The sequence below is a fragment of the Mycobacterium sp. NPDC004974 genome (genome assembly GCF_053600815.1).
The window spans coordinates 16,838-41,966 of the sequence record NZ_JBSGAQ010000003.1; the positions used below are offsets into that span (position 1 = coordinate 16,838).

Consider the following 25,129-nt stretch of genomic DNA (forward strand, 5'->3'; position numbering starts at 1 on the left):
CGAACGGGCGGGACCCGAGGGGACAACACGATCAAATAATCGAGTAAGTGGTGCCGTCGCGCTTCCAGAGCACCCGACCGGCCGGATCGGCGCCGAGGGCGACCAGTTCACGCTTGAGAATCTTGTTGGTCGCGGTGCTGGGCAGATCGTCGGCGAGCCAGACGTACCGCGGCCAGGATTTGGGCGACAGATCCGCCTGACCGGCAAGGAATTCGGTCAGCCCTTCCGGAGTGAGCTCCTGGCCGTCGCGCAGCACGACGGCCGCCATCACCTGATCGCCGACGAACTCGTCGGGCACCGGGTAGACCGCCACACGGCTGATCACCGGCTGCCGCAACAGGATTCGCTCGATGGGTGCCGCGGTGATGTTCTCGCCATCCACCCGCATCCAGTCCGCGGTGCGCCCGGCCAGGTAGATCCAGCCGTCGGCGTCGCGGTAGGCCAGGTCACCCGACCAGTACATGCCGTGCCGAAGGCGTTCATCGGTCGCGCCCTGATCATTGTGGTAGCCGCGGAACATCCCGCTGCCGTTGGTGTTGACCAGCTCCCCGGTGGCGGCGTCGGCGTTGACCAGGGCACCGGTGTCATCGAATTCTGCGATTGCGCATTCTTCGACGGTCTCCGGGTCGTAGATCGCCACCCCGGGAAATCCCTGGCCGACACTGCCGGCCGGGGTGCCCTCGGACCGGGTGATGATGATCGCCAGTTCCGTCGAGCCGAAGCCATCCCACACGCTGCAGCCGAACCGGCGGCTGAACTCGTCGATGTCGCGGTCAGCCGCCTCGTTGCCGAACGCCACCCGCAGCGTGTTGTCGTGATCGTCGGCCTGTTCGGCGGTGGCCAGGATGTAGGCCAGCGGCTTGCCGACGTAGTTCATGTAGGTGGCACCGTACCGGCGGACGTCCGGAAGGAAGCCGGACGCGGAGAACTGTGCGGGCGCCATGGCCGCGCCCGAACTGAGCGCCACGCCCCAGCCCGCGTACACCCCGTTCGAGTGGAACAACGGCATGGCCAGGTAGCAGGTGTCCGCCTCGGTGAGGTCGTACCGCTGCACCAGCGCCGCGGCGGAGAACAGCACGATGGAGTGCGCCACCTCGACAGCCTTGGGCTCGCCGCTGGTCCCCGAGGTGAAGATCATCATGAACGTGTCATCGGGCCCGACCTCGCGCTGTGGCGTGAGTTCCTGCGGTGACCAGGCGGCCTCCGATACATCGATCACGGTGACGCCGGGCAGGTCGACGCCGTCGAGCAGGTCGCGGTGCTGCGGGTCCACGAGCACGATCTGACATTCGACCCGCGCGATATCGCGGGCCAGCGCATCGCCCCGACGGGTGTTGTTGATGCCGCACAGCACGTAGCCGCCGAGCGCTGCGGCGGCCAGTGCGGTCAGCATGTCGGGGGTGTTGCCGAGGAGTGTGCCGACATGCAGTGGACGCTGCGGATCGGCCAGCCCGATCAGCGTGGCGGCCTGGGCCTTCGCCTCGGCGATGTGCTCGCGCCAGGTCCAGGTACGTTCGCCGTACTTGATGGCGACCGCGTCGCCACTTTCGCGCTCGCGGAGCAACTGCTGCAGCGTTTCGGCCATCCGATGATTCCCCAGAGTTCAGTGAACAGATTTAGAAAACTGTCTACCATGGTTGTGGCGCGACGGGATACACCCTTGGCAGAATCATGTACCTAACCCCATCAGATGACCAGGAGACACCACAGTTGACCAGCACCACGGCACCCCGCAGCGTGCGAGATCGACTGATAGACGCTGCCGAAGAATGTCTGCGCACCAAGGGCATTCGCGCGACCACCGTCTCAGAGGTGGCCGAGGCCGCAGGCGTGTCCCGCGGGTGGCTCTATCGCCACTTCCCGGACAAGGCGACGCTGCTTGGCGCGGTGATCGTGCGACTCAACGACACATTCTGGTCGGAAGCCCACGCCATGCTCGAGCAGGTCGACGGCTTGGACAGCCAACTCGTCGCGGGTGTCGCGAACGGCCTGCGAGCCTATGACGATCCGGGCGCGGTGTTGATGAAGCTACGCAACGACGAGCCCGAGGAGTTCGCCGCGTGTGCGGGCGCCGGCGTGCAGGGCATGATCCCCGATCTCGCCGAATTCTGGTCGCGATACCTGGTGGCCGCCCGCGACCGCGGCGAGGTCCGCGCCGACATCGATGTCCCCGAGGCGTCGGAATGGGTTGCGCGAGTTCTGATCTCGCTGGCGACCTTGCCCGGGAACACGCTGGATCCCAGCGACGGCGACGCGGTGCTCGCGTTCGTCCGGCGTTACGTGATGCCCGGATTACGCCCCGACGCAACTGCCTGACGATACGCAAAAGGCCCCCGCGTACGGGGGCCATTCGCGCGTCGCTCGCGTTTAGTCGACGTCCATGTTACCCGGGGCGGTCTTGGAGACCTGCACCAGGAACTCGTAGTTGGTCTTGGTCTTGCGCAGCTGGCTCATCAGCAGGTCGATGGCCTGGTGGCTGTCCAGCCCGGACAGCACCCGGCGCAGCTTGTGCACGACGGCGAACTCGTCGGTGGAGAGCAGCAGCTCGTCCTTGCGGGTGCCCGACGGGTTGACGTCGACCGCCGGGAACACCCGGCGCTCGGCGATCTTGCGATCGAGCTTGAGCTCGGCGTTGCCGGTGCCCTTGAACTCCTCGAAGATCACGGTGTCACCGGTCGAGCCGGTCTCGACCATCGCCGTGGCGATGATGGTCAGCGAGCCGCCGTGCTCAATGTTGCGGGCCGCGCCGAGGAACCGCTTCGGCGGGTACAGCGCGGTGGAGTCCACACCACCGGACAGGATGCGGCCCGAGGCCGGCGACGCGTTGTTGTACGCGCGGCCCAGACGGGTGATCGAGTCGAGAAGGACAACCACGTCTTTGCCCTGCTCGACCAGGCGCTTGGCCCGCTCGATCGCCAGCTCGGCAGCCTGGGTGTGGTCTGACGGCGGACGGTCGAAGGTCGAGGCGATGACCTCTCCCTTCACCGAACGCTGCATGTCGGTGACCTCTTCCGGGCGCTCGTCGACGAGCACCACCATGAGGTGGCATTCCGGGTTGTTCTTGGTGATCGCGTTGGCGATGTCCTGCATGATCGTGGTCTTACCGGCCTTGGGCGGCGACACGATCAGGGCACGCTGACCCTTACCGATCGGCATGATCAGGTCGATGACGCGGGTGGTCAGCCGCTCAGGCGTGGTCTCCAGGCGCAGCCGCTGGTTCGGGTACAGCGGGGTCAGCTTGGTGAAATCGGGCCGGTTCTTGGCCGCTTCGACCGGACCGCCGTTGACGCTGTCCAGGCGCACCAGCGGGTTGAACTTCTGCCGCGGGTTGTTGCCGCCGCTCTCACCACCCTCGCGGGGCACACGGACCGCACCGGTGACCGCGTCGCCGCGGCGCAGACCGTTCTTGCGGACCATGTTCATGGATACGTAGACGTCGTTCGGCCCGGCCAGGTAGCCCGAGGTACGGACGAAGGCGTAGTTGTCGAGGACATCGAGGATGCCGGCGACCGGCTGGACGACGTCGTCCTCACGCAGTTCGGTCTCGTTACCGCCCTCGGTGCCACGCTCTCCGCGGCGGCGGCGGTCGCGGTCACGGAACCGGCGGCCGCGGCGGCCCTGACGGCCATCGCCATCGCCGTCGTCGTCGTTGTTGTTGCCCGACGAGTTGCCGCCCCGGTTCTGCTGGTTGTCCTGCTGATCGGACTCGCGGGCCTGGCCCTTGTCCTGCCGCTGGTCGCGGTCCTGCTTCTGGTCGCGCTTGTCGTCCTGCTTGTTGTCGGCCTTGTTCTCGTCGCCGGACTGCTCGCGCTTGTCCCGCCGTTCCTGGCGGTCACGCTTGTCCTGCCTGGCAGGCTTTTCCTGCTGCTCAGCGGCAGGCTCGGCGTCCTTGGTGGCGGCCTCAACAGCGGAATCGGCCTTCACCTCAACCTTGGCGGCCTCATTGGCGGCGTCACCCTTGGCGGCGTCGCCCTTGGCGGCGTCGGCCTTGGCGGTGTCGGCCTTGGCGGTGTCGTCATTGGCGGCGTCGGCGACCGGGGCACCGGCCTGACGCGAAGAACCACGACGCTCACGACGACGGGTCGCCGGCGGCTCAGCGGCCTCGGCTCCGGCGTCCGGCTGGACGTCGGCGGGGGCTTTTTGCGGGGCCTCGGCGGCACCGTTGGATTCGCCACGGTGGGCGCGGATAGCTGCGATCAACTCACTCTTGCGCAAACCGGACGCGCCTTCAACACCGATTTCCTTGGCCAGCGCTCGCAGCTCAGGCAGCACCATGGTCGACAGCGACGCGGGCCGGGCGCTCGAAGCGCGCCGCGCGGTGTCCGATCCGGGCGCAGAGGCAGCAGCCGGCGCCGCGGTGTCAGCGGTCGCAGTGCTTTCAGATGTCACGGCGTGCGGTAGATCCCCAGCGCCATTGGCGCTGTCAGCCGTGAAGAGGTCCGTATCTGTCACGGATTTCCTTTCTTTCCCTCGCTCATCAGGTCGTACGAGGGTTCCCCAAAGGTCGATGCGCGTTCAGCTGAACCGCTGAGCGCGTAGCTCACACCGTCGCCTGCGCAACGGCGATCGCCAGGATTCGCCGATATACGGCGAACCGTCAGTCCACGAGTAGAACACAAGAAGATTGGGTGGTCGTCCTGGTGTCGACGCAGGCAGAGACCCTGCGAGTGCTGGACGAGAGCGAGAATAACTCGCTTTGGTCAAGTAATCAAGCAACATCGACGCTGGGCGTGTGGTGTTTGCTTCTTCTCGTGCCGCTCAATCGTCAGTTCCTGGCGACCACACCAGACGTCCAGCGGACGCCCGCTCCGACCGACATTTCCCTGACGGTGAACCCATTGGCAGTGCCGTAATCCATGGCCTCATCAGGCAATCCCGCCGCCGAACTCAGCCCAAGCACCGTAGGTCCGGCTCCGGACAGCACCGCTGCCACACCACAACGCCGCAGCAGCTGCAGGTATTCCGCCGAGGCCGGCATGGCCGCGGCGCGCTGTGGCTGATGCAACACGTCCTGGGTGGCGGCCATCAGCAGATCCGGGCGCTCACTCAGCGCCACGACCAGCAAGGCCGCACGGCTCAGATTGAATCGCGCGTCGTCGTGGCTGACCTGTTCGGGCAACACGGCGCGGGTCTCGGCGGTGGACGACCGCTGCTGCGGAACCGCGGGGAACAGCCGAATGTCCGGATGTACCCGAACCGGCGCCGCCCGGTAGCGCGGCCGCCCGTCGTCATCGGTTTCGGTCCAGGACACCACCGCCCCGCCGAGAACTGCCGCCGCGGCATTGTCCGGATGCCCCTCGAACTCACTGGACAGCTGAATCAGCTGCTCAGCGCTCATCGGATCCGAACCAGCTTGCGCCACAAGACCATTGACCACAGCCAGGCCACCCACGACAGCGGCGGCCGACGACCCGAGACCACGCGAATGCGGAATCTCATTGCGGCAGCGCACGATCAGTCCGGCCACGCGATGGCCGGTGGCCGCCAGCCCCGCCTCGATGGCCCGCACCACGAGGTGCGTCGCATCAAGCGGCACCTGGCCCGCACCCTCCCCCTCGACCTCCAGCTGAAGGCCGGATTCGGTTGTCTCGACGATGATCTCGTCGTAAAGGCTCAACGCCAACCCGAGGCTGTCAAAGCCTGGGCCGAGGTTGGCGCTGGACGCTGCGACGACAGCGGTGGCCGTGAGTCCGGCGGGCAGGGTCTGATTCACCAGGCTCAGACCAGTCCGAGCTTGGCGACGACGGCAACCGGATCGACCGGCACCGGGGTGACGGTGGGCATGTCCTTGAGCGCGGTGTCGGGATCCTTGAGGCCGTTGCCGGTGACGGTGCAGACCACGGTCGAGCCACGCGCGACCCAGCCGTCCTCGATCGACTTGAGCAGACCTGCCACGCTGGCCGCCGACGCGGGCTCGACGAACACGCCTTCGCTGCGGGCGATCAGGTGATACGCCGCCAGGATCTCGTCGTCGGTAGCCGCCAGGAACCGGCCCTTGGACTGCTGCTGGGCCTCGACCGCTCCGGACCACGACGCCGGCGAACCGATCCGGATGGCGGTCGCGATGGTCTCGGGCTCCTTGACCGGCTCACCCAGCACCAGCGGGGCAGCTCCGGCCGCCTGGGTGCCGAGCATGCGCGGAAGTCGGTCCGACAGGCCGTCGCGGTGGTACTCGGAGTAGCCCTTCCAGTAGGCAGTGATGTTCCCGGCGTTGCCCACCGGCAGCGCGTGCACATCGGGCGCGGTGCCCAGCGCGTCGACGATCTCGAACGCGGCGGTCTTCTGTCCCTCGATGCGGTACGGGTTGACCGAGTTCACCAGGGCGATGGTCGGGAAATCCGCGGTGATCTTGCGAGCCAGCTCCAGACAGTCGTCGAAGTTGCCGTCGACCTGAATGATCTTGGCGCCGTACATGACCGCCTGCGCCAGCTTGCCCATCGCGATCTTGCCCTGCGGGATCAGCACGGCACAGGTGATGCCGGCCTGCGCGGCATAGGCCGCAGCCGAGGCCGAGGTGTTACCGGTGGAAGCGCACATCACGGCTTGCTGTCCGCGCGCCAGTGACTCGGTGACCGCCACGGTCATGCCGCGGTCCTTGAACGAGCCGGTCGGGTTGAGCCCCTCGACCTTGAGATGCACTGTGCAACCGGTGAGTTCGCTCAGGCGCTTGGCATGGATGAGCGGCGTGCCACCCTCGAGCAAGGTGATCGGCGTCCAGTTGTCGCCGACCGGCAGCCGATCGCGGTAGGCCTCGATCAATCCCGGCCAGGGCCGGTGCACCGGTCCTGCGCTGGTCTTTCCTTGCGTCCCGGGGTTCATGCGTCCGTTCCTTCCATACGCAGCACGCTGTTGATGGTCTGCACCACGTCGAGATCGGCCAGCGCCTCGACGGTTTCGGAGAGCGCGGCATCGGTGGCCTGGTGGGTGACCACCACGATGCGTGCACCACACGGCCGGCCGCCCTCGTCGACCATGCCCTCCTGACGTACCTCGGCGATGCTGACCTCACGCTTGGAGAACTCGGCCGACACGGCAGACAACACGCCGGGCCGGTCCGAGACGTTCATGTTCACGTAGTAGCGGGTGGGGATGACCCCGATCGGGGCGATCGGCAGCTTGGCGTACTTGGATTCGCGCGGGCCGCGTCCACCCTGGACCCGGTTGCGCGCGGCCATCACGACGTCACCCATCACCGCCGACGCGGTCGGCGCTCCCCCGGCGCCCTGGCCGTAGAACATCAGCCGACCGGCCGCCTCGGCCTCGACCACCACGGCATTGAAGGCACCGTTGACCGCCGCCAGCGGGTGCGACAACGGCACCAGCGCCGGGTAGACCCGCGCCGAGACACGTTGCTTGCCTTCATCGCTGGTCAGCCGCTCACAGATGGCCAGCAGTTTGATGGTGCAACCCAGGGCACGAGCGGATTCGAAGTCGGTCGCGCTCACCTTGGTGATGCCCTCGCGATAGACATCGTCGGCAGTGACCCGGGTGTGGAACGCAATCGAGGCCAGGATGGCTGCCTTGGCCGCGGCGTCGTAGCCCTCGACATCGGCCGTGGGATCGGCCTCGGCATAACCCAGAGCACTGGCGTCGGCCAATGCCGAGGCGTAATCGGCTCCGGTGCTGTCCATCTCGGACAGGATGTAGTTGGTGGTGCCGTTGACGATGCCCGCCACCCGCAGCACCGAATCACCGGCCAGCGACTGGGTGAGCGGGCGGATCACCGGGATGGCGCCCGCCACTGCGGCTTCGAAATACAGGTCGACGCGCGCCTTTTCGGCGGCCTGCGCCAGCTCGCCGGTGGACTGCGCCATCAACGCCTTGTTGGCGGTGACCACCGACTTGCCCTGCTCGAGCGCGGCCAGGATGGCCTTGCGAGCCGGCTTCACCGGCCCCATCAACTCCACCACGATGTCGACGTCGTCGCGCGATACCAGCTCGACGATGTCGTCGGTGAGCAGATCCTTGGGCACACCACGGTCACCGGAGACCTTGCGCACCCCGATGCCGCGCACCTCGAGCGGGGCGCCGATGCGGGCGGCGAGATCGGCGGCGCTCTCGTTGATGATGCGCACCACTTCGCTGCCGACGTTGCCCAGCCCCAATACCGCTACGCCGATGGGCTTCTCACTCATTGACCACTCACCTCCAGGCTCAAAAGATCGTCGACGGTCTCCCGACGGAGCACCAAACGCGCCTTGCCGTCCTTCACGGCCACCACAGCAGGTCGGCACAGCAGGTTGTACCGGCTTGACATCGAGTAGCAGTAGGCGCCGGTGGCGGCAACTGCCAGCAGGTCGCCGGGCGCGATGTCCTCCGAGACCCAGGTGTCGCGAACGACGATGTCACCGGTCTCGCAGTGCTTTCCGACGATCCGCGCCAGCGTCGCGGGTGCATCGCTGACCCGGGAGACCAACCGCGCGTCGTACTCGGCGCCGTACAGGGCGGGGCGGATGTTGTCGCTCATCCCGCCGTCGACACTCACGTAGCGCCGTTGCGCGGTGGCGCTGATCGCCACGTCCTTGACGGTGCCGACCTCGTAGAGCGTGATGGTGCCCGGCCCGGCGATGGCGCGGCCCGGCTCGACCACGAGCTTCGGCGTCGGGAGCCCAACGGCCTCGGACTCGCTACGCACGATGGCCAGCAGCTTGTCGGCAAGCTCCTGCATCGGCGGCGGATCATCCTGCGGCACATAGGAAATACCCAGACCGCCGCCGAGATCGATGATCGACATCTGAGACGTCTTCTCGACACCGAATTCCGATACGACGTCACGCAGCAGGCCGATCACCCGGTGTGCGGCCACCTCGAAGCCGGCCACGTCGAAGATCTGGCTGCCGATGTGACTGTGCAGTCCGACCAGGCGCAGGTTGTCGGTGGCGAACACCTTGCGTACCGCGTCCATCGCCGCGCCACTGGCCAGTGACAATCCGAACTTCTGGTCCTCGTGGGCGGTGGAGATGAACTCGTGGGTGTGCGCCTCCACCCCGGGCGTCACCCGCACCAGCACGTCCTGGACGATGCCCGCCGCTCCGGCGACCTCGTCCAGACGCGCGATCTCGATCAGGGAATCGACGACCACATGCCCGACCCCGGCCTTGACCGCCGCGGTCAGCTCGGCGACGGATTTGTTGTTGCCGTGCAGGGTGATTCGCTCCGGCGGGAAGTCGGCGTGCAGCGCCACCGCAAGCTCGCCCCCGGTGGCCACGTCGAGCGACAGACCTTCCTCGTCGACCCAGCGCGCGATCTCACTGCACAGGAACGCCTTGGCGGCGTAGTGCACATAGTCGCCGCCGCCGAACGCCGCGGCGATGTCGCGGCAGCGGGCCCGGAAGTCGTCCTCGTCGATCACGAACAGCGGAGTGCCGTATTCGGCCGCCAGTTCGGTGACCGGCACCCCGGCGATCGACACCACACCGCCGTCACCACGAACCAGGTTGCGCGGCCACACATTCGGGGCCAGCAACATGACCTCGTCGGGACTCTGCGGCTTCACCGGCGCGCCGGGGTGGTGAACCTCTTCGGCGTGCCGCGGCCCGGCGGGATGCGCGTTCACATGCGCTCCGGAGCAGTGACACCGAGGATGGCCAGTCCGTTGGCGATCACCTGGCGGGTGGCCTCGCACAGCGCCAACCGCGCTGCGTTCAGATCGCCCGGTTCCTCGTCGCCCTGCGGCAGCACGCGGCAGGCGTCGTAGAACCGGTGGTAGTCGCCGGCCAGGTCTTCCAGGTACCGGCACACGCGGTGCGGCTCGCGCAGCGCGGCAGCGGCTTTGAGCACCCGGGGGAACTCTCCCAGGTTGCGGATCAGAATGCCCTCTTTGTCGTGGGTCAGCAGATCCAGGTGAGCCGTGTCGGCGGTGACACCGAGGTCGGCGGCATTGCGGGCCAGCGCCGACAACCGGGCATGCGCGTATTGCACGTAGTAGACCGGGTTTTCGTTGGACGCGCTGGACCACAGCGCCAGATCGATGTCGATCGGGGTGTCCACCGAGGAGCGGATGAGTGAGTACCGTGCGGCGTCGACGCCGATGGCCTCGACGAGATCGTCGAGAGTGATGACGGTGCCTGCGCGCTTGCTCATCCGTACCGGCTGGCCGTCGCGGACCAGGTTGACCATCTGGCCGATCAGCACCTCGACGGTGTCCGGGTTGTCACCGAGCGCGGCCGCGGCGGCCTTCAGCCGTGCGATATAGCCGTGGTGGTCGGCGCCGAGCATGTAGATGCACAGGTCGAATCCACGCTCGCGCTTGTCGAGGTAGTACGCCAGGTCACCGGCGATGTAGGCCGCGTTGCCGTCGCTCTTGATGACGACGCGGTCCTTGTCGTCACCGAATTCGGTGGTGCGCAACCAGGTTGCGCCGTCCTTCTCGTAGATGTTGCCGGTCTCGCGCAGCTTGGCGATGGCCTGGTCGACGCGGCCGGAGGTGTGCATCGAGTCTTCGTGGGTGTACACATCGAAGTCGGTGCCGAACTCGTGCAGCGATTCCTTGATGTGGGTGAACATCAAGTCCACGCCGATCTCACGGAAGGCTTCCTGCCGCTCATCGTCGGGCAGGCTCATCGCATCGGGCTGCTTGGCCAGCACCGCCGCGGCGATGTCGTTGATGTAGCTGCCGGCGTAGCCGTCCTCCGGTGCCGGCTCTCCCTTGGCCGCGGCGACCAATGAGCGGGCGAACCGGTCGATCTGGGCGCCGTGGTCGTTGAAGTAGTACTCGCGGGTGACGTCGGCGCCCTGTGTGGTCAGCAGCCGGCCCAGCGCGTCGCCGACCGCAGCCCAGCGGGTGCCGCCGATGTGGATCGGCCCGGTCGGGTTGGCCGAGACGAACTCCAGGTTGACCTTCTCGTTCAGCTCGGCAGAGTTGCCGTACGCCGCGCCCGCGTCGAGCACGTTGGTGATGATGACGCCCTGCGCGGAGGCCTCGATGCGCAGGTTGACGAAGCCGGGACCGGCGACCTCGGCGGCGGCGATGCCGTCGGCCGCGGCCAGTGCGGTGGCCAGCCAGCCGGCCAGCTCGCGCGGATTGACGCCGACCTTCTTACCGAGCTGCAGCGCGAGGTTGGTCGCGTAGTCGCCGTGCTCAAGGTTGCGCGGGCGCTCGACCGTGACGGTGTCGGGCAACGCGGCGGTGTCCAGGTCGTGTTCGGTCAGCACTGCGGCGGCAGTAGCCTTGAGCAGCTCTGCAAGGTCAGCGGGGGTCACGAGGGTCCATCCTATGGTCTTGGGTCCCCGCGCCCCGAATCCGTATTCGCTCTTGTATGCGCTACGCTATGCAAGCCCAATCGGCGCAGCTGGTCTCCAGCCCGCGCCCCCGTAGCTCAGGGGATAGAGCGTCTGCCTCCGGAGCAGAAGGCCGCAGGTTCGAATCCTGCCGGGGGCACTCTTCCTACCAGCGGAAACAGGTTTTTCCAGCTAACACGTGCGATGTGTGTGCAATCCCATCTCAGGCCTCTGACCAGCGTCAGACGTAGCGGACATCACTCCCGGAAGTCGCTCCATTCGATCTCACCGTCGGCTCCGAGCCTGCTCGTCTTAGGGTCCCTTCGCGCAATGTCCATAGCGAGCTGTTCAAAGCGTTCGAACCGGGTCGGCGCCTCGTCCATGTCCCGGAGTGCCTCGATGGTCGGCCTCCACAGACTCCAGCGGTACGGGACGTGGAATCCGAGTGACTCATTCACGAGGTCAGGGTCCATCTGCCCGAGGTAGACCATGATCGCGATGTCTTCCAGATAGCTTGGATCAGTCAGCAACGTTCGATAGTCGCGGTCGTTCTGCTTGCGGAGCTCCACCATGACTTCCCTGAGCCTTTGGGGTGGTTTCGCCTCCACGGTGTGGTCGAAGTTATCCAGCCCATTCTCCGCGTACCACTGGACCCTCTGGCGCACGTCCCGGTTGAGGGGTTCGTCCCACCGCCGCGACAGTTCCGTCATGTACTGCCCATTGCGGGCGCTACGGGCCTCTTTGACAGTGGACAGCGCGAGGCCGCCGACGCCCAGCAACGCGGCGGTGAGAACAAGCATGAGGATCTCAGCCCAGGTCGGGCCCTTCGGATCGGTGGGAATGTGCGGCAAGTGACGAATCAGGCCGGCGCAGTGTTCCACCACTGCCCCGACGGCGAGGCCCGCTGCGAGCAGCGCGACCATCCTCCATCCGCCCTTCTTCCACCAAGCCCGAATGCCATCCTCATGCTTGGACCCGTGGGTCCCCCCCGCCAGCCATGTGCGGGACTCTAATGCGCCTCGATACGTGATTGCAGGGAACCGGTCACCCCCCTCCCCCGCTGCGTCTAACGACCCATGGATGACTTCGAACGGGCGGCCATCGCCGCCGAGGGATCCGACCCTGATGACCCCGCCGTGATCGCCGCGCTAGAGCGCGTCACCGCTGTGCTCGCAGAAATTGGGCGGTCCGGCACGCCGGAGACATGCTGGCTGGAGCCCCGAACTGATGACAACCTGCTCACATGCAGGACAACATCGGTGATCAAGCTGGCGCGAGCGATCCGCAGCCATCGCGTGGGATGACTATCGCGTGGCCCGTCGTGACCACCATCCTCGGCACGCTCAGCCTCGCGCTGTTCGTGACAGTGATCGTCATCCTCACCATCAAAGATGTCGACACGCTGTCCACGGTCGCGCTGGCGCTGGCAGTGTTGTCGTTCGCGGCACAGTTGATCGTCACGATGGCGCAAGCGCAGCAAGCCACACAGGTGAGTGGCGAGACAAAGTCGGCCCTCGCCGACATGCGGGCCACGACAGCATCGCTGCTGACAAATCAGCGTGGGCAGTTCGATACTGTGCTTAAAGCCCTTGTGCGTCAGGCAGTTCCGGCTGCAATCGAAGATGTCACTAGTCAGGAGCCGACTGGTGATCAAGCTGAGGATGCGTCCGCGCTGGAAAGTGCACTGGAGTCACGGCTCAAGGAGGCGATCAAGAACAACTGGCTAAGTTCTGCAGGAGCCGTTTCCACAGGTACTGAAGTAGAACACAACGACCGCGTTCGCCGCGTGCAACGAACAGCCGAGTGGAGCAACCTGTTAGAGACCTGGCCGACGCAAGACGAAGGCGAACGCGTCGCTGAAATACTGCGCGGCCTGCCGATCCGTTCGATCCAAGTGCTCGGCGGCTTCATCGCCAACGTGCGCACACGCATCCAAACGCTCTCCGTCGATAAGGAACCGACTGTTTATGTTCACTGGCCTGAAGCAGATGGTCGCCCGGCGGCGTATCAGCGGCTCATAGACAGCGGTCTGATTGAGGTCGTCTCAACGTCAACCAATCGAGACAGAAAGGTTTTTGAACGCGTGCGTCTGACGCCGGACGGAGTTATAGCCGCACGTCTCCTTTCGGCCAAGGGCCAACCTCCCGAGTGGGCGGCGGACATAGCCGCTGAAGCCGTTCACCGCTCCCCCGCCTAAGAACCCGCCTGACGTTCTCAGGCACGTCCACACCGGCAGCATGCAGTTCCTCGGAACGGGTAGCTGTGCCGTCGGCAACGATCAGCGGCCAGATTTACCGCCGACGGCATGAGCACCATCGGGCCGGGTTTCCTGAACGGACTGCGCCGGAACCACACATGTCGCCGCGCCAGCAGGTCTCCGACGGCACGCTGGTGGCCGAAGCGCGCGTCGAGTTCATTCCGGTAGAACACAATTGCGCCGACGTTGGGGCCACCGATGACAGTCGTCGAGAACAGCAGCGACGGGGCACCGCCGAGCCACCAGGTGATCAGTTCGACTCGCCCGTTGCGAGACACCAACGCCGCTACCTGCCGATAGGCCAGATCGGCATACAGCGTGAGCTTTTCCGTCTCGGTGATCGGGTGACCGTTGCGGTCGTGGTGGCTCATCTGACCAGTCCGCTGCAGAGCAGGAAACGCTTGCGGAGAAACCGCTCCGCAGATTGCCATGACTGTCAACAGCTTTCGGATACGCGGTAGCGCACTTCCGCTGCGAATATGTGATGGCCTGCGGAGGCAGTCGCACTCAGACGCAGGTCGGAAGTTTTGTTGGCGCTGCAGAGGATCGCCTCAACGCGCACCGGGTAGAGCAGTTGTGGGGTTGGTGACAGATGAACCGTCGCGATTCGCGTCAACCGAAAAGTGCTATGGCCGAATGGTTTTCGAGGTTTAGCACCTCAGCCTTTGGGCCGTCCTGCTGCTGAGCTTAAGCCCGCTGGAGACGCCAGGAAAGGCGTCCTGGATCAATGCTGGGCGACGAACAGGACCATCGGCGGCAGAAGTGTACCGCCAGATCGACTACGGGCGGCCTTTATCTCCGTAACTGTCAGGATCGGGATGGGGGTAATCGTCCGGCAGGAGATTCCACAGCGCTTTGCACGTATTGCAAACGTCGGACTCGTACGGATCGAACAGGTCAGGCTCTGGCATATTTGGCACATACGGCTCGTTGCCGTCGTCGCCGATCAGCCCGCATAGCAGTTCACCGTTCGGCATGTAGCCATGAATCTCACGATCGGCAGGGAGCGCAGTGAGGTACGCCCTGGCGATATCAGTTTTAGGCACCAGCCCTAGATCGAGCTCGCCCTCCAACGGAAGCGCATCCTCCGGCTCGTCTTTTGCCAACTCCTCAGCACCCTCAGACGTAGTCGCGGGCACATAGTCCGCAAGCGCGTGCTTCGGCCTCTCCTGGTACGTAGTGGCCCACGAACCGGGTAAGTAGATTTTTGACGGCCATTCTTTGCCGCTGTGATAACACGCGGAACAAAGTTCGTGCAATTCGTCGGGCGTTCCGCGCATCTCAAATTTTCTATATGCTGCATTCACAGGGTCATCAAACTCGGTGTCGATTGCAACGATCGGATACCGTTGATTCTTCCAAACGCCCTTCAGCTCAACGAATTTGAGTAACATAAGATCTCGAGTGTCTTCTTCTTTTCTTACAATGCCAGGCGCGCGCGACCTGCCAAGAATCGCTAGCGCAACTTCGACAGACAGGGTGAAATACCGAGAATCGCACTCACCAATAACGCGGAAACCCGTGTCGATACTCGGACCAAAGTAGTCGTACACGAATTTCTCGTGATCTATGGTTTCTAATGCAATTCTGTTCAGATCGACAACGTCATCGTCGGACTCTTCAGCAAAAGGCTTGCGCGGAACACTCGACCGACTGTCCGGGCCCGGAAACGTAGCGATAAACGCACCGCCCTTTGTGCCCATAGGTATGTCGTCCAGCGAATGCGTCTCGTAATCTTTCATCGACTTTAGCCACGTACGCACCGCGTTGAAGACGTCGTCTTCCGACCGCACTTCACACGAAAATATCAGCTCGTCACCGATTGGCTTCCACAGATTGAAGTTGAGATCAACTGTGCCAAGCTCACTTTGGGTTGTAGCAATACGCTGGGGAAATTCTCGGTAGAACTGCAGAAAAACCTTCTGCCATGGCTCGGGAAGGTCATCCGGATTTGTCTGCTTGAAGCTGGTCGATCCAGTCAGATCGCATGACAGAAATAGCAGCGAGACGCTCTCGCCATTATTCATTGGCACTTGAGACCGAGCACCTCGGCACGCACCGCTGCCGCACGGGGTGATACATCAAATCTGCTTGCGAGCAACCACTGGTCGCTTTCGAGTTCCTGATATGCCTCAGTAAATTTTTCGGTGGGCATCAGCAGCGCTGATGCGAAGACATTCGCTTCTGTTTCCGCCCGGTCACGTCCTCCACGTCCGAACTTCTTGCTTTCCAACTCTTTCGGGTATAAGTAATGGAGGAAGTAGTGACCTAGCTCGTGGGCAATTGTGAACCGGTCTCGCCGAGAAGAAGTGAAGTGCGGAATAAACACGGTGAAGTTACCCCGACTGCGCACATAGAGCGATTCCTCGTCCGTTGCGAGCTGCACTTCGCCGCCGAGTCGCTTGAGCAGCATATCTATGTCGGCGCAGCCATCAGCGTCGTAGATGTTATGACCTTGGCCGACCCTTTCGGCGTATTCCGAAATTGCACGATTAGTTAGCCCTGCGGGATCAGTCACGTATGCAGACATTGCCACCGCCGCCTTTCCTGCGTCCTCCGTATCCCACATTCGCCACTGTAGCGGTCGGGTCGGACATGCCGCCCTACCTGCCGGTTTGTCCGTTCGGCGCGTCGCCCTGCGCAGTTACGTCTCCCCATTGGCCATGACCGCAAGCGCTATGCCCGACATAACCAGTTCGCTGACGTCGGCAAGTGAGTTGATGCCACGGACCTAACTCGCCATTCCAGCCTTGCACCCGGCGGCCCAAATGAAGGCCGGACCGAGGCGAACCGGCACTGCAACACAGTGACAGCAGCGCCGGTCGTGCGGCAGCATGCCAACGCTCGGAACAACCCGGAGTGCCAAACCTCCGCAACTCTATAGAATATTTTCTATAGAGTTTTCAGGGAGGATGCCGCAGTGATCACCTTGTCCGCCGAAGAGCAGGCCATCGTCAGTACCGTCCGCGACTTCGTCGACAAGCAGGTCCGGCCCGTGGTCCGCGAACTCGAGCACGCCAACACCTATCCCGAAGAGCTCATCGAGGCGATGAAGGAACTGGGCATCTTCGGGCTGGCGATCCCGGAACCGTATGGCTTCGCCGCGGTTTCGATGCCGTGCTACGCACAGGTCACCGAGGAGCTGGCGCGCGGCTGGATGAGCCTGGCCGGAGCGATGGGCGGACACACCGTGGTCTCCAAGCTCCTGTTGCAGTTCGGCACCGAGGAACAGAAGCAGAAATACCTCCCGCGGATGGCCACCGGCGAGCTCCGCGCGACGATGGCGCTGACCGAACCCGGCGGCGGCTCCGACCTGCAGGCCATGCGGACCGTCGCCACGAAGAACGCATCCGACTATGTGATCAACGGGTCGAAGACCTGGATCAGCAACGCCCGCAAAGCCGGCCTCGTGGCGCTGCTGTGCAAGACCGATCCGGCCGCCAGCCCCGCCCACAAGGGGGTGTCGATCCTGTTGGTGGAGAAGGTCCCCGGCTTCACGGTCTCGAAGGACCTGCCGAAACTGGGATACAAGGGCGTCGAGAGCTGTGAGATCAATTTCGTTGACTGCCAGGTGGATTCGGAGGCACTGCTCGGTGGCGTCGAAGGACGTGGCTTCGCGCAGATGATGAAGGGACTCGAGGTCGGCCGAATCCAGGTCGCGGCCCGGGCAACCGGGGTCGCCCGGGCCGCCTTCGACGACGCACTGCAGTACGCGCAGGACCGGGAGAGCTTCGGGGTGCCGATCTGGCAGCACCAATCGGTCGGCAACATGCTCGCCGACATGGGCACCAAGCTCTACGCCGCCCGCAGCCTCCTGCTCGATGCGGCCGAGAGGATCGACGCCGGCGGGCGCTGCGACATGGAGGCCGGCATGGCCAAGCTGTTCGCCTCCGAGACCGCGATGGAAATCGCGCTCAACGCGGTGCGGATTCACGGCGGCTACGGATACTCCACCGAGTACGACGTCGAACGCTATTTCCGTGACGCGCCACTGATGATCGTCGGTGAAGGCACCAACGAGATCCAGCGCGGCGTGATCGCCAAGCAGTTGGTCAAACGCGGCGGACTCGACATCTGAGGCATGCCATGACCGGGAACTCGAAAAGACTCGTACCGATGCGGTTGTCCGACGTCGCCTCGGCCCACGTTCGCGAACTCATCGTTTCGGGACAGCTGCAGTCCGGAGAGTTCATCCGACCGGAAACGGTCGCCGATGAACTCGGGATCAGCGCCACTCCGGCGCGCGAAGGCCTGCTCCAACTGCAGACCGAGGGCTTTCTGTCCGTGGAGCCTCGGCGCGGTTTCATGGTGACCGCGCTGTCCAGCGACGACATTCGCGACATCTATGACGCCCAGGCGCTGTTGGGCGGTGAGCTCACGGCCCGCACTGCCGCCACGATCACGCCGACCGCGGTCGATGAACTCGAACGCATCCAGGAGGCGCTCGAACGTGCCGCTGCCGCCAACGATTTCGATGAAGAGGAACGCCTCAACCATCAGTTCCACGCCCTGATCTACGAGCTGAGCGGATCGCGCAAGATGCGCTGGCTAATCAAGACAACGCTGGCATACGCACCGCGAAAATTCTTCGCCGCGGTGGAAGGGTGGCCCGAGGCCTCGGCCCAGGATCACCGCGCCATCATCGAGCATCTGCGGACCAACGACCCCGAGAAGGCCCGTGGCGCGATGGCCCGGCACATCCGCAATGCCGGCGCATTACTTGCCGAGCACCTGGCCCAGAACGGCGACTCCGCATGATCGCCACTTCACCCGACCGTGCGGTTCTGGCGAACGAAAGTTTGAATCCATCGCTACCCCGGTTCCGAGAGTCCTGCCTGCCCTGAGCGGAACGTGGACCCGGACTCCAAAGCAGCGGAAGAAAAGCCTTCAGCTAACTGCCCCAAGGGTATACAGTGACCCCAACATTTCGGGATTCCGTCAGTGGGGGGACAAAAGCATGCAGAAGTTCGTCGCAGCAGCGGTGGCCGCTGGAGCCTTGGGCGCCGGACTCGCACTCGCCGCGCCGGCCGCGGCGGCACCGAACTGCTCCGACATCGTCGACAAGATCAACAGCGAGGATGGCTACACGCCGACCAGCGGCGAGAAGTGGTCCTGCGCCACCGAGATTCAGGCGAACAAGTGGGCCACCTTCCCGGGCAACATCACCGACAAGTGGGGCAGCTTCCCCGCCAACACCGCCGACAAGTGGGCCAAAGCCCCCGGCGAGGTCGCCAAGAAGTGGAGCGACTTCCCCGGCAAGCTGAAGGACAAGTGGTCCGGCGGTGGTGAGGAGTAAACCTCCGAACACCGCCTCGCATCAGTGGTGATCCGTTTACAGCGGGTCACCACTGATCTGTTTGTGACCCTCCGCCTCCCCCACGCCGAGCGCGGCGAGCAGCGCCTCGCGGTGCGCGACGAACTCAGGGTTGCGGTAGGTGCGGGCACCCGGCGTCTGGAAGTCCAGGTGACGATCGACGACGAACGATCCGCCGTCGAGGACGAGCACGCGATCAGCCAGCGTCACGGCTTCGTCGACATCGTGCGTCACCAGCAGGACCCCGGGTTCGTACTTCGCGCACAGTTCCTTGAGCAGGTGGTGCATGCGAACCCGGGTGAGCGCGTCGAGCGCCCCGAAGGGTTCATCTGCCAGCAATAGCGCGGGATTGCGCACCAGCGACCGGGCCAGCGCCACCCGTTGTTGTTCACCCCCGGACAGCTCGTACGGCCAGGCCTGTTCGCGTCCGGCCAGGCCGACATCGGCGAGCACCGTGCTCGCCCGTTGTCTGACCTCGCGACCGGACAAACCGAGCGCGACGTTGTCGAGCACCCGCGCCCACGGCAGCAGCCGGGAGTCCTGGAACACCACCGACACATCGCGGGCGACGAACAGGTCCCCTGTTCCGGCGACTCCGTGATCCAGCCCGGCCAGCGCCCGCAGCAGCGTGCTCTTGCCGGAGCCGCTGCGCCCCAGCAGGGCCACGAACTCACCCTTGCGGATGCTGAGGTCCACCGCGTCGAGAATCGTTGTGCCACCGAATGATCGGCTCAGTTGCCGGACGACGGCGACTTCGTCGGTCAGGTTCCCAGTGCGCGCCGCCACGACAACGCTCTCCTCTCGATGGCCCGGACCGCGTAGTCGCCGGTGAGTCCGAACACCGCGTAGACGAGCAGGCCGACCACCACGACGTCCAGCTGCCCATACAGCCGGGCCTGGGTCATCAGATAGCCGATACCACTGGTCGCATTGACCTGTTCGACGACCACCAGCGCGGTCCACGAGATGGTGACCGCGAGCCGCAGCCCGGTGAAGAAACCGGGCAGGGCACCGGGGATGGCCACCTTGCGGATGAACTGACTGCGGGAAAGCCCAACGGTTTCAGCGAGTTCGACGTGGCGCAGGTCGACACCCTTGAGCTGTGCGGTGGTGTTGATGTAGACCGGAATCAGCACGCTGGTGGCGATGATGATGATCTTCATGGTGTCGCCGATGCCGAACCAGATGATCGCGAGCGGGATGATGGCCAGGGTCGGCACCGCGCGCTTGACCTGGATGGGCCCGTCGACGATGGCCTCGCCGATGCGACTGAGCCCCGAGATCAACGCGAGCACCAGACCCAATGCCACGCCGATGGCCAACGAGATCGATGCCAGCTTGAGTGAGGCGAGGATGTTCGTGGGCAACCGACCGTCCGACCACATCTCGCCGATCGTGCGCACGATGTCCAGCGGGTGCGGCAGGGTACGCGGATCGAGGATGCCCAGCTGCGACGTGACGATCCAGATGACAACCAGCAGAAGCGGTCCGACGGCCAGCGACGCGGGGATGGCGCGCCCCGGCCCCAGCCGCCGGCGACGTTCACTGCCCGACCGGTGTTCCAGATGCGGATAATCCTGGCGTCCGGCAGCCGCCGCTCCCACTGTCACCGCCGAAGCGGGCGCCGTCTGGACGGTGGTCACTGTTTGCCCGTCGACGTCGCATTGAGATCGGCGAACCGGGAATCGAATTCGTCCTTGGCGGGCAATTGCTTCCCGGAGAATGCGCCCGCCTGCTGCAGCAGGTCGATGGTCTCCTGCTGGGTGGTGATCAGCTCATCGGTGAACCCCGGCACCGAGGACTTTCCGTCGGCCGCGGCGATGGCCTTTGCGTCTTCCGGGCTGACCTTCTGATCCTTGATCAGGTACTCGTCGATCCAGGTCTGCTTGTTGTCGTTGAGCCACTGTTCGGCGCGGTACCAGGCGATCACGAACTCGCGGATGGCCGCCGCGCGAGCCGGGTCGGACAGCGCTTCCCTGCTGGCGTAGACGTAGTACAGGCCGGGATAGGCACCTGGGGCATTGGGGATTTCGATGCTCCCCTCCCCCTGCGTGGACGCGAGGTACCGGACGCGGTCCGGTTGCTTGAGCACCGCGGCGTTGACCTGCTCGGCACGCAGGCCGTCGGCGAACTCGGCCAGACCCAGATTGATGGGCTGTACGTCCTTGATGCTCAGGCCCGCGGACTTGAGGTTGCGTAGCACGACCGCCTGCTGCGCCGTGCCCTCGTTGATCGCAATCTTCTTGCCTGCCAGGTCTTTCAGTGACTTGATACCCGAACCCGGTGAGGTTGCCAGCACCAGCCCGTTCCCGTCGTACTTCACCGCCCCGACGATCGGCACCCCGGCGTCCGAATACTGCGCGAGGATGGGCGGAACATCGCCGACCCGGCCCAGTTGCGCGTTGCCCGAACGGATCGCCTCCAGGCGCAGCGGTCCGCTGCTGAAGTTGGCGTAGGTCACGTCGGCGCTGAGCCGGTCCTGCTCACCGGAGAGTTTGAACAACGTCTTGAGCCGGTTCGCGTCGTCGGCGACCACCAGGCTGGTCCCCTCCGGAACCGCCACCGGAAGCGGTGCATCCGCGGACAGTCCGCCGCTGCCTTGCGCCCCGGATCCGGACGACTGGCAGCCGGCCACCACGCCCGCGACGAGGCCGGCGGCCAGGATCACCCGGGTCAAGCGGGTCAACGGATTACGCATATCTGGTTCCCTGTCAGCTCGCGGCCGACACGGGAGCGTCCGCGCCGGTGGTGAATCGGTTGGCCGGCCGGTCCAAACCGAGGTGGTCACGAAGTGTGCTGCCGGTGTATTCCTCGCGGAAGATGCCGCGGCGCTGCAACTCTGGGACGACGTGGTCGACGAAGTCGGTCAGCGAGGACGGCAGGGCCGGCGGGATGAGATTGAAACCGTCAGCGGCGCCGGTGGTGAACCATTCCTCGATGGTGTCGGCCACCTGTTCGGGCGTGCCTGCGAACAACCGGTGTCCCCGACCGCTGCTGAGCCGCAGCAGCAGCTCACGTACGGTGAGGTTGTCGGTCTCGACCAACCGCTTCACCAGCGCAAGCCGGCTCTTGATGAACGTGTCGCCCGGATCCTCGGCCGGGAAGCTCAGTTTCCGGTCCAGATCGTCCTTGGTGACCGCGAATCCGACGATGGCGCTCAGTTGTTCGAGCCCGTAATCGGGCACGGTGAGTTCTTCGAACTCGCGTTGCCGCTCGCGCGCCTCGGCTTCGGTGCCACCGATGATCGTCGACAGCCCGGGGAGAATGTGCACTTGGTCCTGGTTGCGACCGTAGCGCCGGATACGGGCCTTGACATCGCGGTAGAAGTCGCGGGCTTCGTCCACTGTGGGTTGCGCGGTGAAGATGGCCTCGGCGTACCTGGCCGCGAGATCCTTACCCGGCTCGGAAGACCCGGCCTGGAACAGCACCGGATGTCCCTGCGGGGAACGCGGCACCTCCAGCGGCCCGGCCACATCGAAATGCCGGCCGGAGTGGTTGATCGCGTGGATCTTGGCGGGATCAACGAAGCGTGGCGCGACCTTGTCGCCGACGATCGCGTCGTCTTCCCAGCTGTCCCACAACTTCAACGCGACCTGGAGGAACTCATCGGCACGCCGGTACCGATCGGCCGGGTCCGGGTGATTCGGCACCCCGAAGTTGGCCGCGGCCGACGCATTGGCCGTCGTCACGACGTTCCAGCCAGCCCTGCCTCGGCTAACGTGGTCGAGTGTGGCGAACCGCCGCGCCAAACCGTACGGGTCGTTGTACGTGGTCGACGCCGTCGCGATCAGCCCGACGTTGGTGGTCGCCCCGGCCAGCGCGGCAACCAGCGTGATCGGGTCGAGCGCATCGAACGGGCGAAACTCGGTCTGGTCCTTGAGGACTGGATGGTCGGCGAAGAAAACCGCGTCGAGCTTGCCACGCTCGGCGATGCGGGCCAGTTCGATGTAGTGGGCGATGTCGGTGACGCCCGACAGATCGGTTTCCGGAAGACGCCACGCCGCTTCGTGTTGACCGATGTTGCGCAGGAATGCGTTGAGGTGCAACTGCCTTGCGGGCGCAGCCATTGAGACGAGCTCCTTTGGTCGGTGAACCGGGCTGCGTCTATTTCAGGGGGCGGGCTGTGCTGCGAGAACAGTTTGGATCAGTGAAATTTCAGCTAACCCGCAGACAGCACACGAGCGTGCGGCTTGCCTGCCGCACGCTCGTGAGGGGTTTGGTGCCTTCGGTCGGCCTCAGCCCAAGCCGGTCCACTTCTTCAGAACCTTGCCCGGGAAGCTTCCCCATTTCTCTGCGGTCTTGCCGGGGAACGTCGCCCACTTCTCAGCGGTCTTGCCGGGGAACGACGTCCACTTCTCAGCGGTCTTACCGGGGAACGACGTCCACTTGTCGACGATGGGGCTCTCGGGCAGATCGACCCCACCGGTGAGCGCGCTCTTGGCGGCGTCGGTGACGGCATCGGTGACCGACGAAGACACACGGTCACACGGCGAGCACCCGACGGTGCTGTTGCCCTTGGAATCGGCCGACGCGGGCGCGGACAGCGCCACCGCAGCGCCGATGGCCCCCGCGGCGAGGGTCGTGGCGATCAAACTCTTCTGCATTCTGAGTCCCCAACTGTCGTGTCCGGCATCGCCTGACGGCGACGCCAATTTGACACGCTAGTCCCAGAACCCCGCTGGCGTCCTGCCATGTCAGACGCCCGAGATCGTTTGCTGTAGCTGCGCCTGCATGGGGTGGCCCCTGGCCGCAGCCCATTGCACCCGACCGGACCGGTCACCGTAACCGAACAGCAGGTAACCGCCGGGTTAACAGCCGCGTGGTACGCCGATCTATCATGCGCTTACTCGGTATTCGAGGGCGCCGCAGACAGTTCACCTTGAAGACGACAACGCAGGGGAACTCATCGCGATTTCGAGACCCAGACTACGCGGCAGGCCTCGGAATGATCTTGCTCACGTTTTGCTGGAGTGGCCCGGCCAGGATGCCTCAGGCGAAGACTTTGGCCACCTCGGCCACACGGCGCAACTGGTCGATATCGGAGCTGGTGGGGATCAGGTGCACCTCGTCGGTACCGATGTCCTCGAACTTGCCGAGCACCTCGATCAACTCCTCTTCGGTGCCGGCCCAACCGGTCATGGGAGCCATGGCGTCGACATATTCGGCCGGGATCCAGTTCATGTACCGGCGCAGGTGCCGGTGCACCTGGGCGCGGGCTTCCTCGGGTTTACCGAGCGCAAACCAGAACGACGTGGCGAGGTGCGGCTTGGGTTTGGCCGCCTCGGCCCAGGCGGTGCGGGCGATGTCGAACAACTCGGCCTGGCGGGTCAGATCCAGATCCAGAGTCGTGCCGGCTACGCCGTCGGCCCAGGCCGCGGCGTCACGGATGGTCTTCGGCCCGATGGAGCCGATCTGCAGGGGCGGGCCACCGGTCTGAACCGGTGGCGGCCCGACCGGAAGCACCGAGTCGGTGACTTTCTCACCGGCCCAGACCCGTTTCATCACCGCGACGCGCTCGGCCATTCCCCGCCGGGTCTGGGACGACGGGTCGGCGCCGACCGCGTGGTAATCCTCGTGGCGGCCACCGACGCCGATGCCCACGGTCAACCGGCCGCCGCTCAGCAGATCACCGGTCGCCAGCCCTTTCGCCAGCATCACGGGGTCATGCAACTGCGGCACCACCACCGTGGTCACCAGCCGTACCCGGTCGGTCCACGCCGCCAGTGCGCCCAGCAAGGTCAGGCTGTCGGGATTGTCGAAGGCGATGCGCTCGCCCCAGCACAGCGACGAGAACGGGCCTCCGTCGATGACGTGCGCCCAGGACCGCAGCGTCGTCGCATCCAACTGAGGTTCCATGACCGGCATCGTCATTCCCACGCGCACGCACGGATTCTGTCACGTCCAGGTGGCAGCATGAACCCCATGGCCATCACCACGTCCTCGGTCGCCCATGTGCGGCTCACGGTCACCGACATCGAACGGTCCCGGCAGTTCTACGAGAGCGTTTTCGGCTGGCCGATTCTGATCGAACTGCCGCAGGACGCCGATGCCTCCACCCGCGCCCTTCTCAGTTTTCTGCACGGAGGCGTCATCTACGACGCCGGGGCAACGCTGATCGGCCTGCGTCCGGTCGGGCGCGACGCGTTCGACGAGAACCGAACCGGGCTGGACCACTTGGCCTTCCGGCTCAAGAACCTCGCGGAGCTGAACGATGCCGCGCAGCACCTCGACGATCTGGACATCGCGCACGAACCCGTCAAAGACATCGGCCCCTCCTACATCCTGGAATTCCGCGACCCCGACAACATCGCGTTGGAGCTCACCGCGCCGAAGTAGGT

At 64.9% G+C, this 25,129-nt stretch carries 23 protein-coding genes and 1 tRNA gene; 7 read left to right on the top strand and 17 right to left on the bottom strand.

The features are described 5' to 3' along the window. Positions 1 to 31 precede the first annotated feature (31 nt). Positions 32 to 1,585 carry a fatty-acid--CoA ligase FadD1 gene (gene fadD1 / locus ACWEFV_RS08135; protein ID WP_450069772.1) on the bottom strand — a complete coding sequence of 518 codons (1,554 nt, stop codon included), beginning with the start codon at positions 1,583 to 1,585 and terminating at the stop codon, positions 32 to 34. A gap of 125 nt (positions 1,586 to 1,710) precedes the next feature. Here fadD1 and ACWEFV_RS08140 point away from each other — a divergent pair, with 125 nt between their 5' ends. Then, positions 1,711 to 2,316 carry a TetR/AcrR family transcriptional regulator gene (locus tag ACWEFV_RS08140; RefSeq protein WP_286175100.1) on the top strand — a complete coding sequence of 202 codons (606 nt, stop codon included), beginning with the start codon at positions 1,711 to 1,713 and terminating at the stop codon, positions 2,314 to 2,316. A gap of 51 nt (positions 2,317 to 2,367) precedes the next feature. Here ACWEFV_RS08140 and rho read toward each other — a convergent pair whose 3' ends face one another. The 6 genes from rho to argS form a co-directional block, all read right to left on the bottom strand. After that, the gene (gene rho, locus ACWEFV_RS08145) at positions 2,368 to 4,452 is read right to left on the bottom strand and encodes a transcription termination factor Rho (protein WP_450069773.1); all 2,085 of its coding nucleotides are present in this window, start codon (positions 4,450 to 4,452) and stop codon (positions 2,368 to 2,370) included. Between the two features lie 313 nt (positions 4,453 to 4,765). Next, complete coding sequence (gene thrB, locus ACWEFV_RS08150; RefSeq protein WP_135457024.1) at positions 4,766 to 5,713, bottom strand: homoserine kinase; 948 nt, start codon at positions 5,711 to 5,713, stop codon at positions 4,766 to 4,768. A 5-nt stretch (positions 5,714 to 5,718) separates the two neighbouring features. After that, positions 5,719 to 6,819 (bottom strand): threonine synthase, encoded by a 1,101-nt coding sequence (thrC, locus tag ACWEFV_RS08155; RefSeq protein ID WP_135457026.1) that lies wholly within the window; start codon positions 6,817 to 6,819, stop codon positions 5,719 to 5,721. Further along, the gene (locus ACWEFV_RS08160; RefSeq protein WP_450069774.1) at positions 6,816 to 8,135 is read right to left on the bottom strand and encodes a homoserine dehydrogenase; all 1,320 of its coding nucleotides are present in this window, start codon (positions 8,133 to 8,135) and stop codon (positions 6,816 to 6,818) included. The genes thrC and ACWEFV_RS08160 overlap by 4 nt, the downstream gene beginning before the upstream one ends. Further along, entirely contained in the window at positions 8,132 to 9,469 is a 1,338-nt protein-coding gene (lysA, locus tag ACWEFV_RS08165) for a diaminopimelate decarboxylase (RefSeq protein WP_450070150.1), read from the bottom strand. Before lysA ends, ACWEFV_RS08160 begins: the two co-directional genes overlap by 4 nt. 83 nt (positions 9,470 to 9,552) lie before the next feature. Beyond that, the gene (gene argS / locus ACWEFV_RS08170) at positions 9,553 to 11,202 is read right to left on the bottom strand and encodes an arginine--tRNA ligase (RefSeq protein WP_450069775.1); all 1,650 of its coding nucleotides are present in this window, start codon (positions 11,200 to 11,202) and stop codon (positions 9,553 to 9,555) included. 105 nt (positions 11,203 to 11,307) lie between these two features. On the opposite strand from argS, the gene ACWEFV_RS08175 reads away from it, so the two are divergent. Next, positions 11,308 to 11,380, top strand: a tRNA-Arg gene (locus ACWEFV_RS08175). A gap of 97 nt (positions 11,381 to 11,477) precedes the next feature. Here ACWEFV_RS08175 and ACWEFV_RS08180 read toward each other — a convergent pair. Further along, positions 11,478 to 12,143: a DUF4760 domain-containing protein gene (locus tag ACWEFV_RS08180; protein ID WP_450069776.1), complete on the bottom strand. Its 666-nt coding sequence runs from the start codon at positions 12,141 to 12,143 to the stop codon at positions 11,478 to 11,480. Positions 12,144 to 12,463: 320 nt separating this feature from the next. Here ACWEFV_RS08180 and ACWEFV_RS08185 point away from each other — a divergent pair, with 320 nt between their 5' ends. Continuing rightward, positions 12,464 to 13,417, top strand: coding sequence for a hypothetical protein (locus tag ACWEFV_RS08185; RefSeq protein WP_450069777.1), 954 nt, complete (start codon positions 12,464 to 12,466; stop codon positions 13,415 to 13,417). Between the two features lie 17 nt (positions 13,418 to 13,434). Here the strand turns inward: ACWEFV_RS08185 and ACWEFV_RS08190 are convergent, their stop codons facing one another. The 3 genes from ACWEFV_RS08190 to ACWEFV_RS08200 form a co-directional block, all read right to left on the bottom strand. After that, positions 13,435 to 13,848 (bottom strand): hypothetical protein, encoded by a 414-nt coding sequence (locus ACWEFV_RS08190; protein ID WP_450069778.1) that lies wholly within the window; start codon positions 13,846 to 13,848, stop codon positions 13,435 to 13,437. 408 nt (positions 13,849 to 14,256) lie between these two features. Next, the gene (locus ACWEFV_RS08195) at positions 14,257 to 15,510 is read right to left on the bottom strand and encodes a hypothetical protein (protein WP_450069779.1); all 1,254 of its coding nucleotides are present in this window, start codon (positions 15,508 to 15,510) and stop codon (positions 14,257 to 14,259) included. Next, the gene (locus tag ACWEFV_RS08200; RefSeq protein ID WP_450069780.1) at positions 15,501 to 15,995 is read right to left on the bottom strand and encodes an ImmA/IrrE family metallo-endopeptidase; all 495 of its coding nucleotides are present in this window, start codon (positions 15,993 to 15,995) and stop codon (positions 15,501 to 15,503) included. The genes ACWEFV_RS08195 and ACWEFV_RS08200 overlap by 10 nt, the downstream gene beginning before the upstream one ends. A 402-nt stretch (positions 15,996 to 16,397) precedes the next feature. Between ACWEFV_RS08200 and ACWEFV_RS08205 the strand changes: the two genes are divergently transcribed. From ACWEFV_RS08205 to ACWEFV_RS08215, 3 genes are all read left to right on the top strand, one after another. Beyond that, positions 16,398 to 17,555: an acyl-CoA dehydrogenase family protein gene (locus ACWEFV_RS08205; protein WP_450069781.1), complete on the top strand. Its 1,158-nt coding sequence runs from the start codon at positions 16,398 to 16,400 to the stop codon at positions 17,553 to 17,555. Positions 17,556 to 17,593: 38 nt separating this feature from the next. Then, the gene (locus ACWEFV_RS08210) at positions 17,594 to 18,235 is read left to right on the top strand and encodes a GntR family transcriptional regulator (RefSeq protein ID WP_286175101.1); all 642 of its coding nucleotides are present in this window, start codon (positions 17,594 to 17,596) and stop codon (positions 18,233 to 18,235) included. 199 nt (positions 18,236 to 18,434) lie between these two features. Then, on the top strand, positions 18,435 to 18,773 hold the full coding sequence (locus ACWEFV_RS08215) for a hypothetical protein (RefSeq protein WP_450069782.1): 339 nt from the start codon (positions 18,435 to 18,437) through the stop codon (positions 18,771 to 18,773). A gap of 36 nt (positions 18,774 to 18,809) precedes the next feature. Here ACWEFV_RS08215 and ACWEFV_RS08220 read toward each other — a convergent pair whose 3' ends face one another. The 6 genes from ACWEFV_RS08220 to ACWEFV_RS08245 all read right to left on the bottom strand — a co-directional run bounded on the left by ACWEFV_RS08220 (position 18,810) and on the right by ACWEFV_RS08245 (position 24,662). Next, positions 18,810 to 19,577 (bottom strand): ABC transporter ATP-binding protein, encoded by a 768-nt coding sequence (locus ACWEFV_RS08220; protein WP_450069783.1) that lies wholly within the window; start codon positions 19,575 to 19,577, stop codon positions 18,810 to 18,812. Then, complete coding sequence (locus ACWEFV_RS08225) at positions 19,553 to 20,434, bottom strand: ABC transporter permease (protein WP_450069784.1); 882 nt, start codon at positions 20,432 to 20,434, stop codon at positions 19,553 to 19,555. The genes ACWEFV_RS08220 and ACWEFV_RS08225 overlap by 25 nt, the downstream gene beginning before the upstream one ends. Continuing rightward, positions 20,431 to 21,489 (bottom strand): ABC transporter substrate-binding protein, encoded by a 1,059-nt coding sequence (locus tag ACWEFV_RS08230; RefSeq protein ID WP_450069785.1) that lies wholly within the window; start codon positions 21,487 to 21,489, stop codon positions 20,431 to 20,433. The genes ACWEFV_RS08225 and ACWEFV_RS08230 overlap by 4 nt, the downstream gene beginning before the upstream one ends. 13 nt (positions 21,490 to 21,502) lie before the next feature. Beyond that, the gene (locus ACWEFV_RS08235) at positions 21,503 to 22,858 is read right to left on the bottom strand and encodes an LLM class flavin-dependent oxidoreductase (protein WP_450069786.1); all 1,356 of its coding nucleotides are present in this window, start codon (positions 22,856 to 22,858) and stop codon (positions 21,503 to 21,505) included. Between the two features lie 168 nt (positions 22,859 to 23,026). Further along, on the bottom strand, positions 23,027 to 23,395 hold the full coding sequence (locus ACWEFV_RS08240) for a hypothetical protein (RefSeq protein ID WP_450069787.1): 369 nt from the start codon (positions 23,393 to 23,395) through the stop codon (positions 23,027 to 23,029). Positions 23,396 to 23,780: 385 nt separating this feature from the next. Continuing rightward, complete coding sequence (locus ACWEFV_RS08245; protein WP_135460196.1) at positions 23,781 to 24,662, bottom strand: LLM class flavin-dependent oxidoreductase; 882 nt, start codon at positions 24,660 to 24,662, stop codon at positions 23,781 to 23,783. Between the two features lie 51 nt (positions 24,663 to 24,713). Between ACWEFV_RS08245 and ACWEFV_RS08250 the strand changes: the two genes are divergently transcribed. Continuing rightward, on the top strand, positions 24,714 to 25,127 hold the full coding sequence (locus tag ACWEFV_RS08250) for a VOC family protein (protein ID WP_450070151.1): 414 nt from the start codon (positions 24,714 to 24,716) through the stop codon (positions 25,125 to 25,127). Positions 25,128 to 25,129 lie beyond the last annotated feature (2 nt).

Bases quoted from the DNA above. Each gene is read 5' to 3' on its own strand.
- fadD1 (WP_450069772.1), bottom strand. From the start codon at position 1,585: ATGGCCGAAACGCTGCAGCAGTTGCTCCGCGAGCGCGAAAGTGGCGAC.
- thrC (WP_135457026.1), bottom strand. From the start codon at position 6,819: ATGAACCCCGGGACGCAAGGAAAGACCAGCGCAGGACCGGTGCACCGG.
- ACWEFV_RS08160 (WP_450069774.1), bottom strand. From the start codon at position 8,135: ATGAGTGAGAAGCCCATCGGCGTAGCGGTATTGGGGCTGGGCAACGTC.
- lysA (WP_450070150.1), bottom strand. From the start codon at position 9,469: ATGTTGCTGGCCCCGAATGTGTGGCCGCGCAACCTGGTTCGTGGTGAC.
- ACWEFV_RS08180 (WP_450069776.1), bottom strand. From the start codon at position 12,143: ATGGTCGCGCTGCTCGCAGCGGGCCTCGCCGTCGGGGCAGTGGTGGAA.
- ACWEFV_RS08185 (WP_450069777.1), top strand. From the start codon at position 12,464: ATGCAGGACAACATCGGTGATCAAGCTGGCGCGAGCGATCCGCAGCCA.
- ACWEFV_RS08190 (WP_450069778.1), bottom strand. From the start codon at position 13,848: ATGAGCCACCACGACCGCAACGGTCACCCGATCACCGAGACGGAAAAG.
- ACWEFV_RS08210 (WP_286175101.1), top strand. From the start codon at position 17,594: ATGCGGTTGTCCGACGTCGCCTCGGCCCACGTTCGCGAACTCATCGTT.
- ACWEFV_RS08215 (WP_450069782.1), top strand. From the start codon at position 18,435: ATGCAGAAGTTCGTCGCAGCAGCGGTGGCCGCTGGAGCCTTGGGCGCC.
- ACWEFV_RS08230 (WP_450069785.1), bottom strand. From the start codon at position 21,489: ATGCGTAATCCGTTGACCCGCTTGACCCGGGTGATCCTGGCCGCCGGC.
- ACWEFV_RS08235 (WP_450069786.1), bottom strand. From the start codon at position 22,858: ATGGCTGCGCCCGCAAGGCAGTTGCACCTCAACGCATTCCTGCGCAAC.
- ACWEFV_RS08240 (WP_450069787.1), bottom strand. From the start codon at position 23,395: ATGCAGAAGAGTTTGATCGCCACGACCCTCGCCGCGGGGGCCATCGGC.
- ACWEFV_RS08245 (WP_135460196.1), bottom strand. From the start codon at position 24,662: ATGACGATGCCGGTCATGGAACCTCAGTTGGATGCGACGACGCTGCGG.
- ACWEFV_RS08250 (WP_450070151.1), top strand. From the start codon at position 24,714: ATGGCCATCACCACGTCCTCGGTCGCCCATGTGCGGCTCACGGTCACC.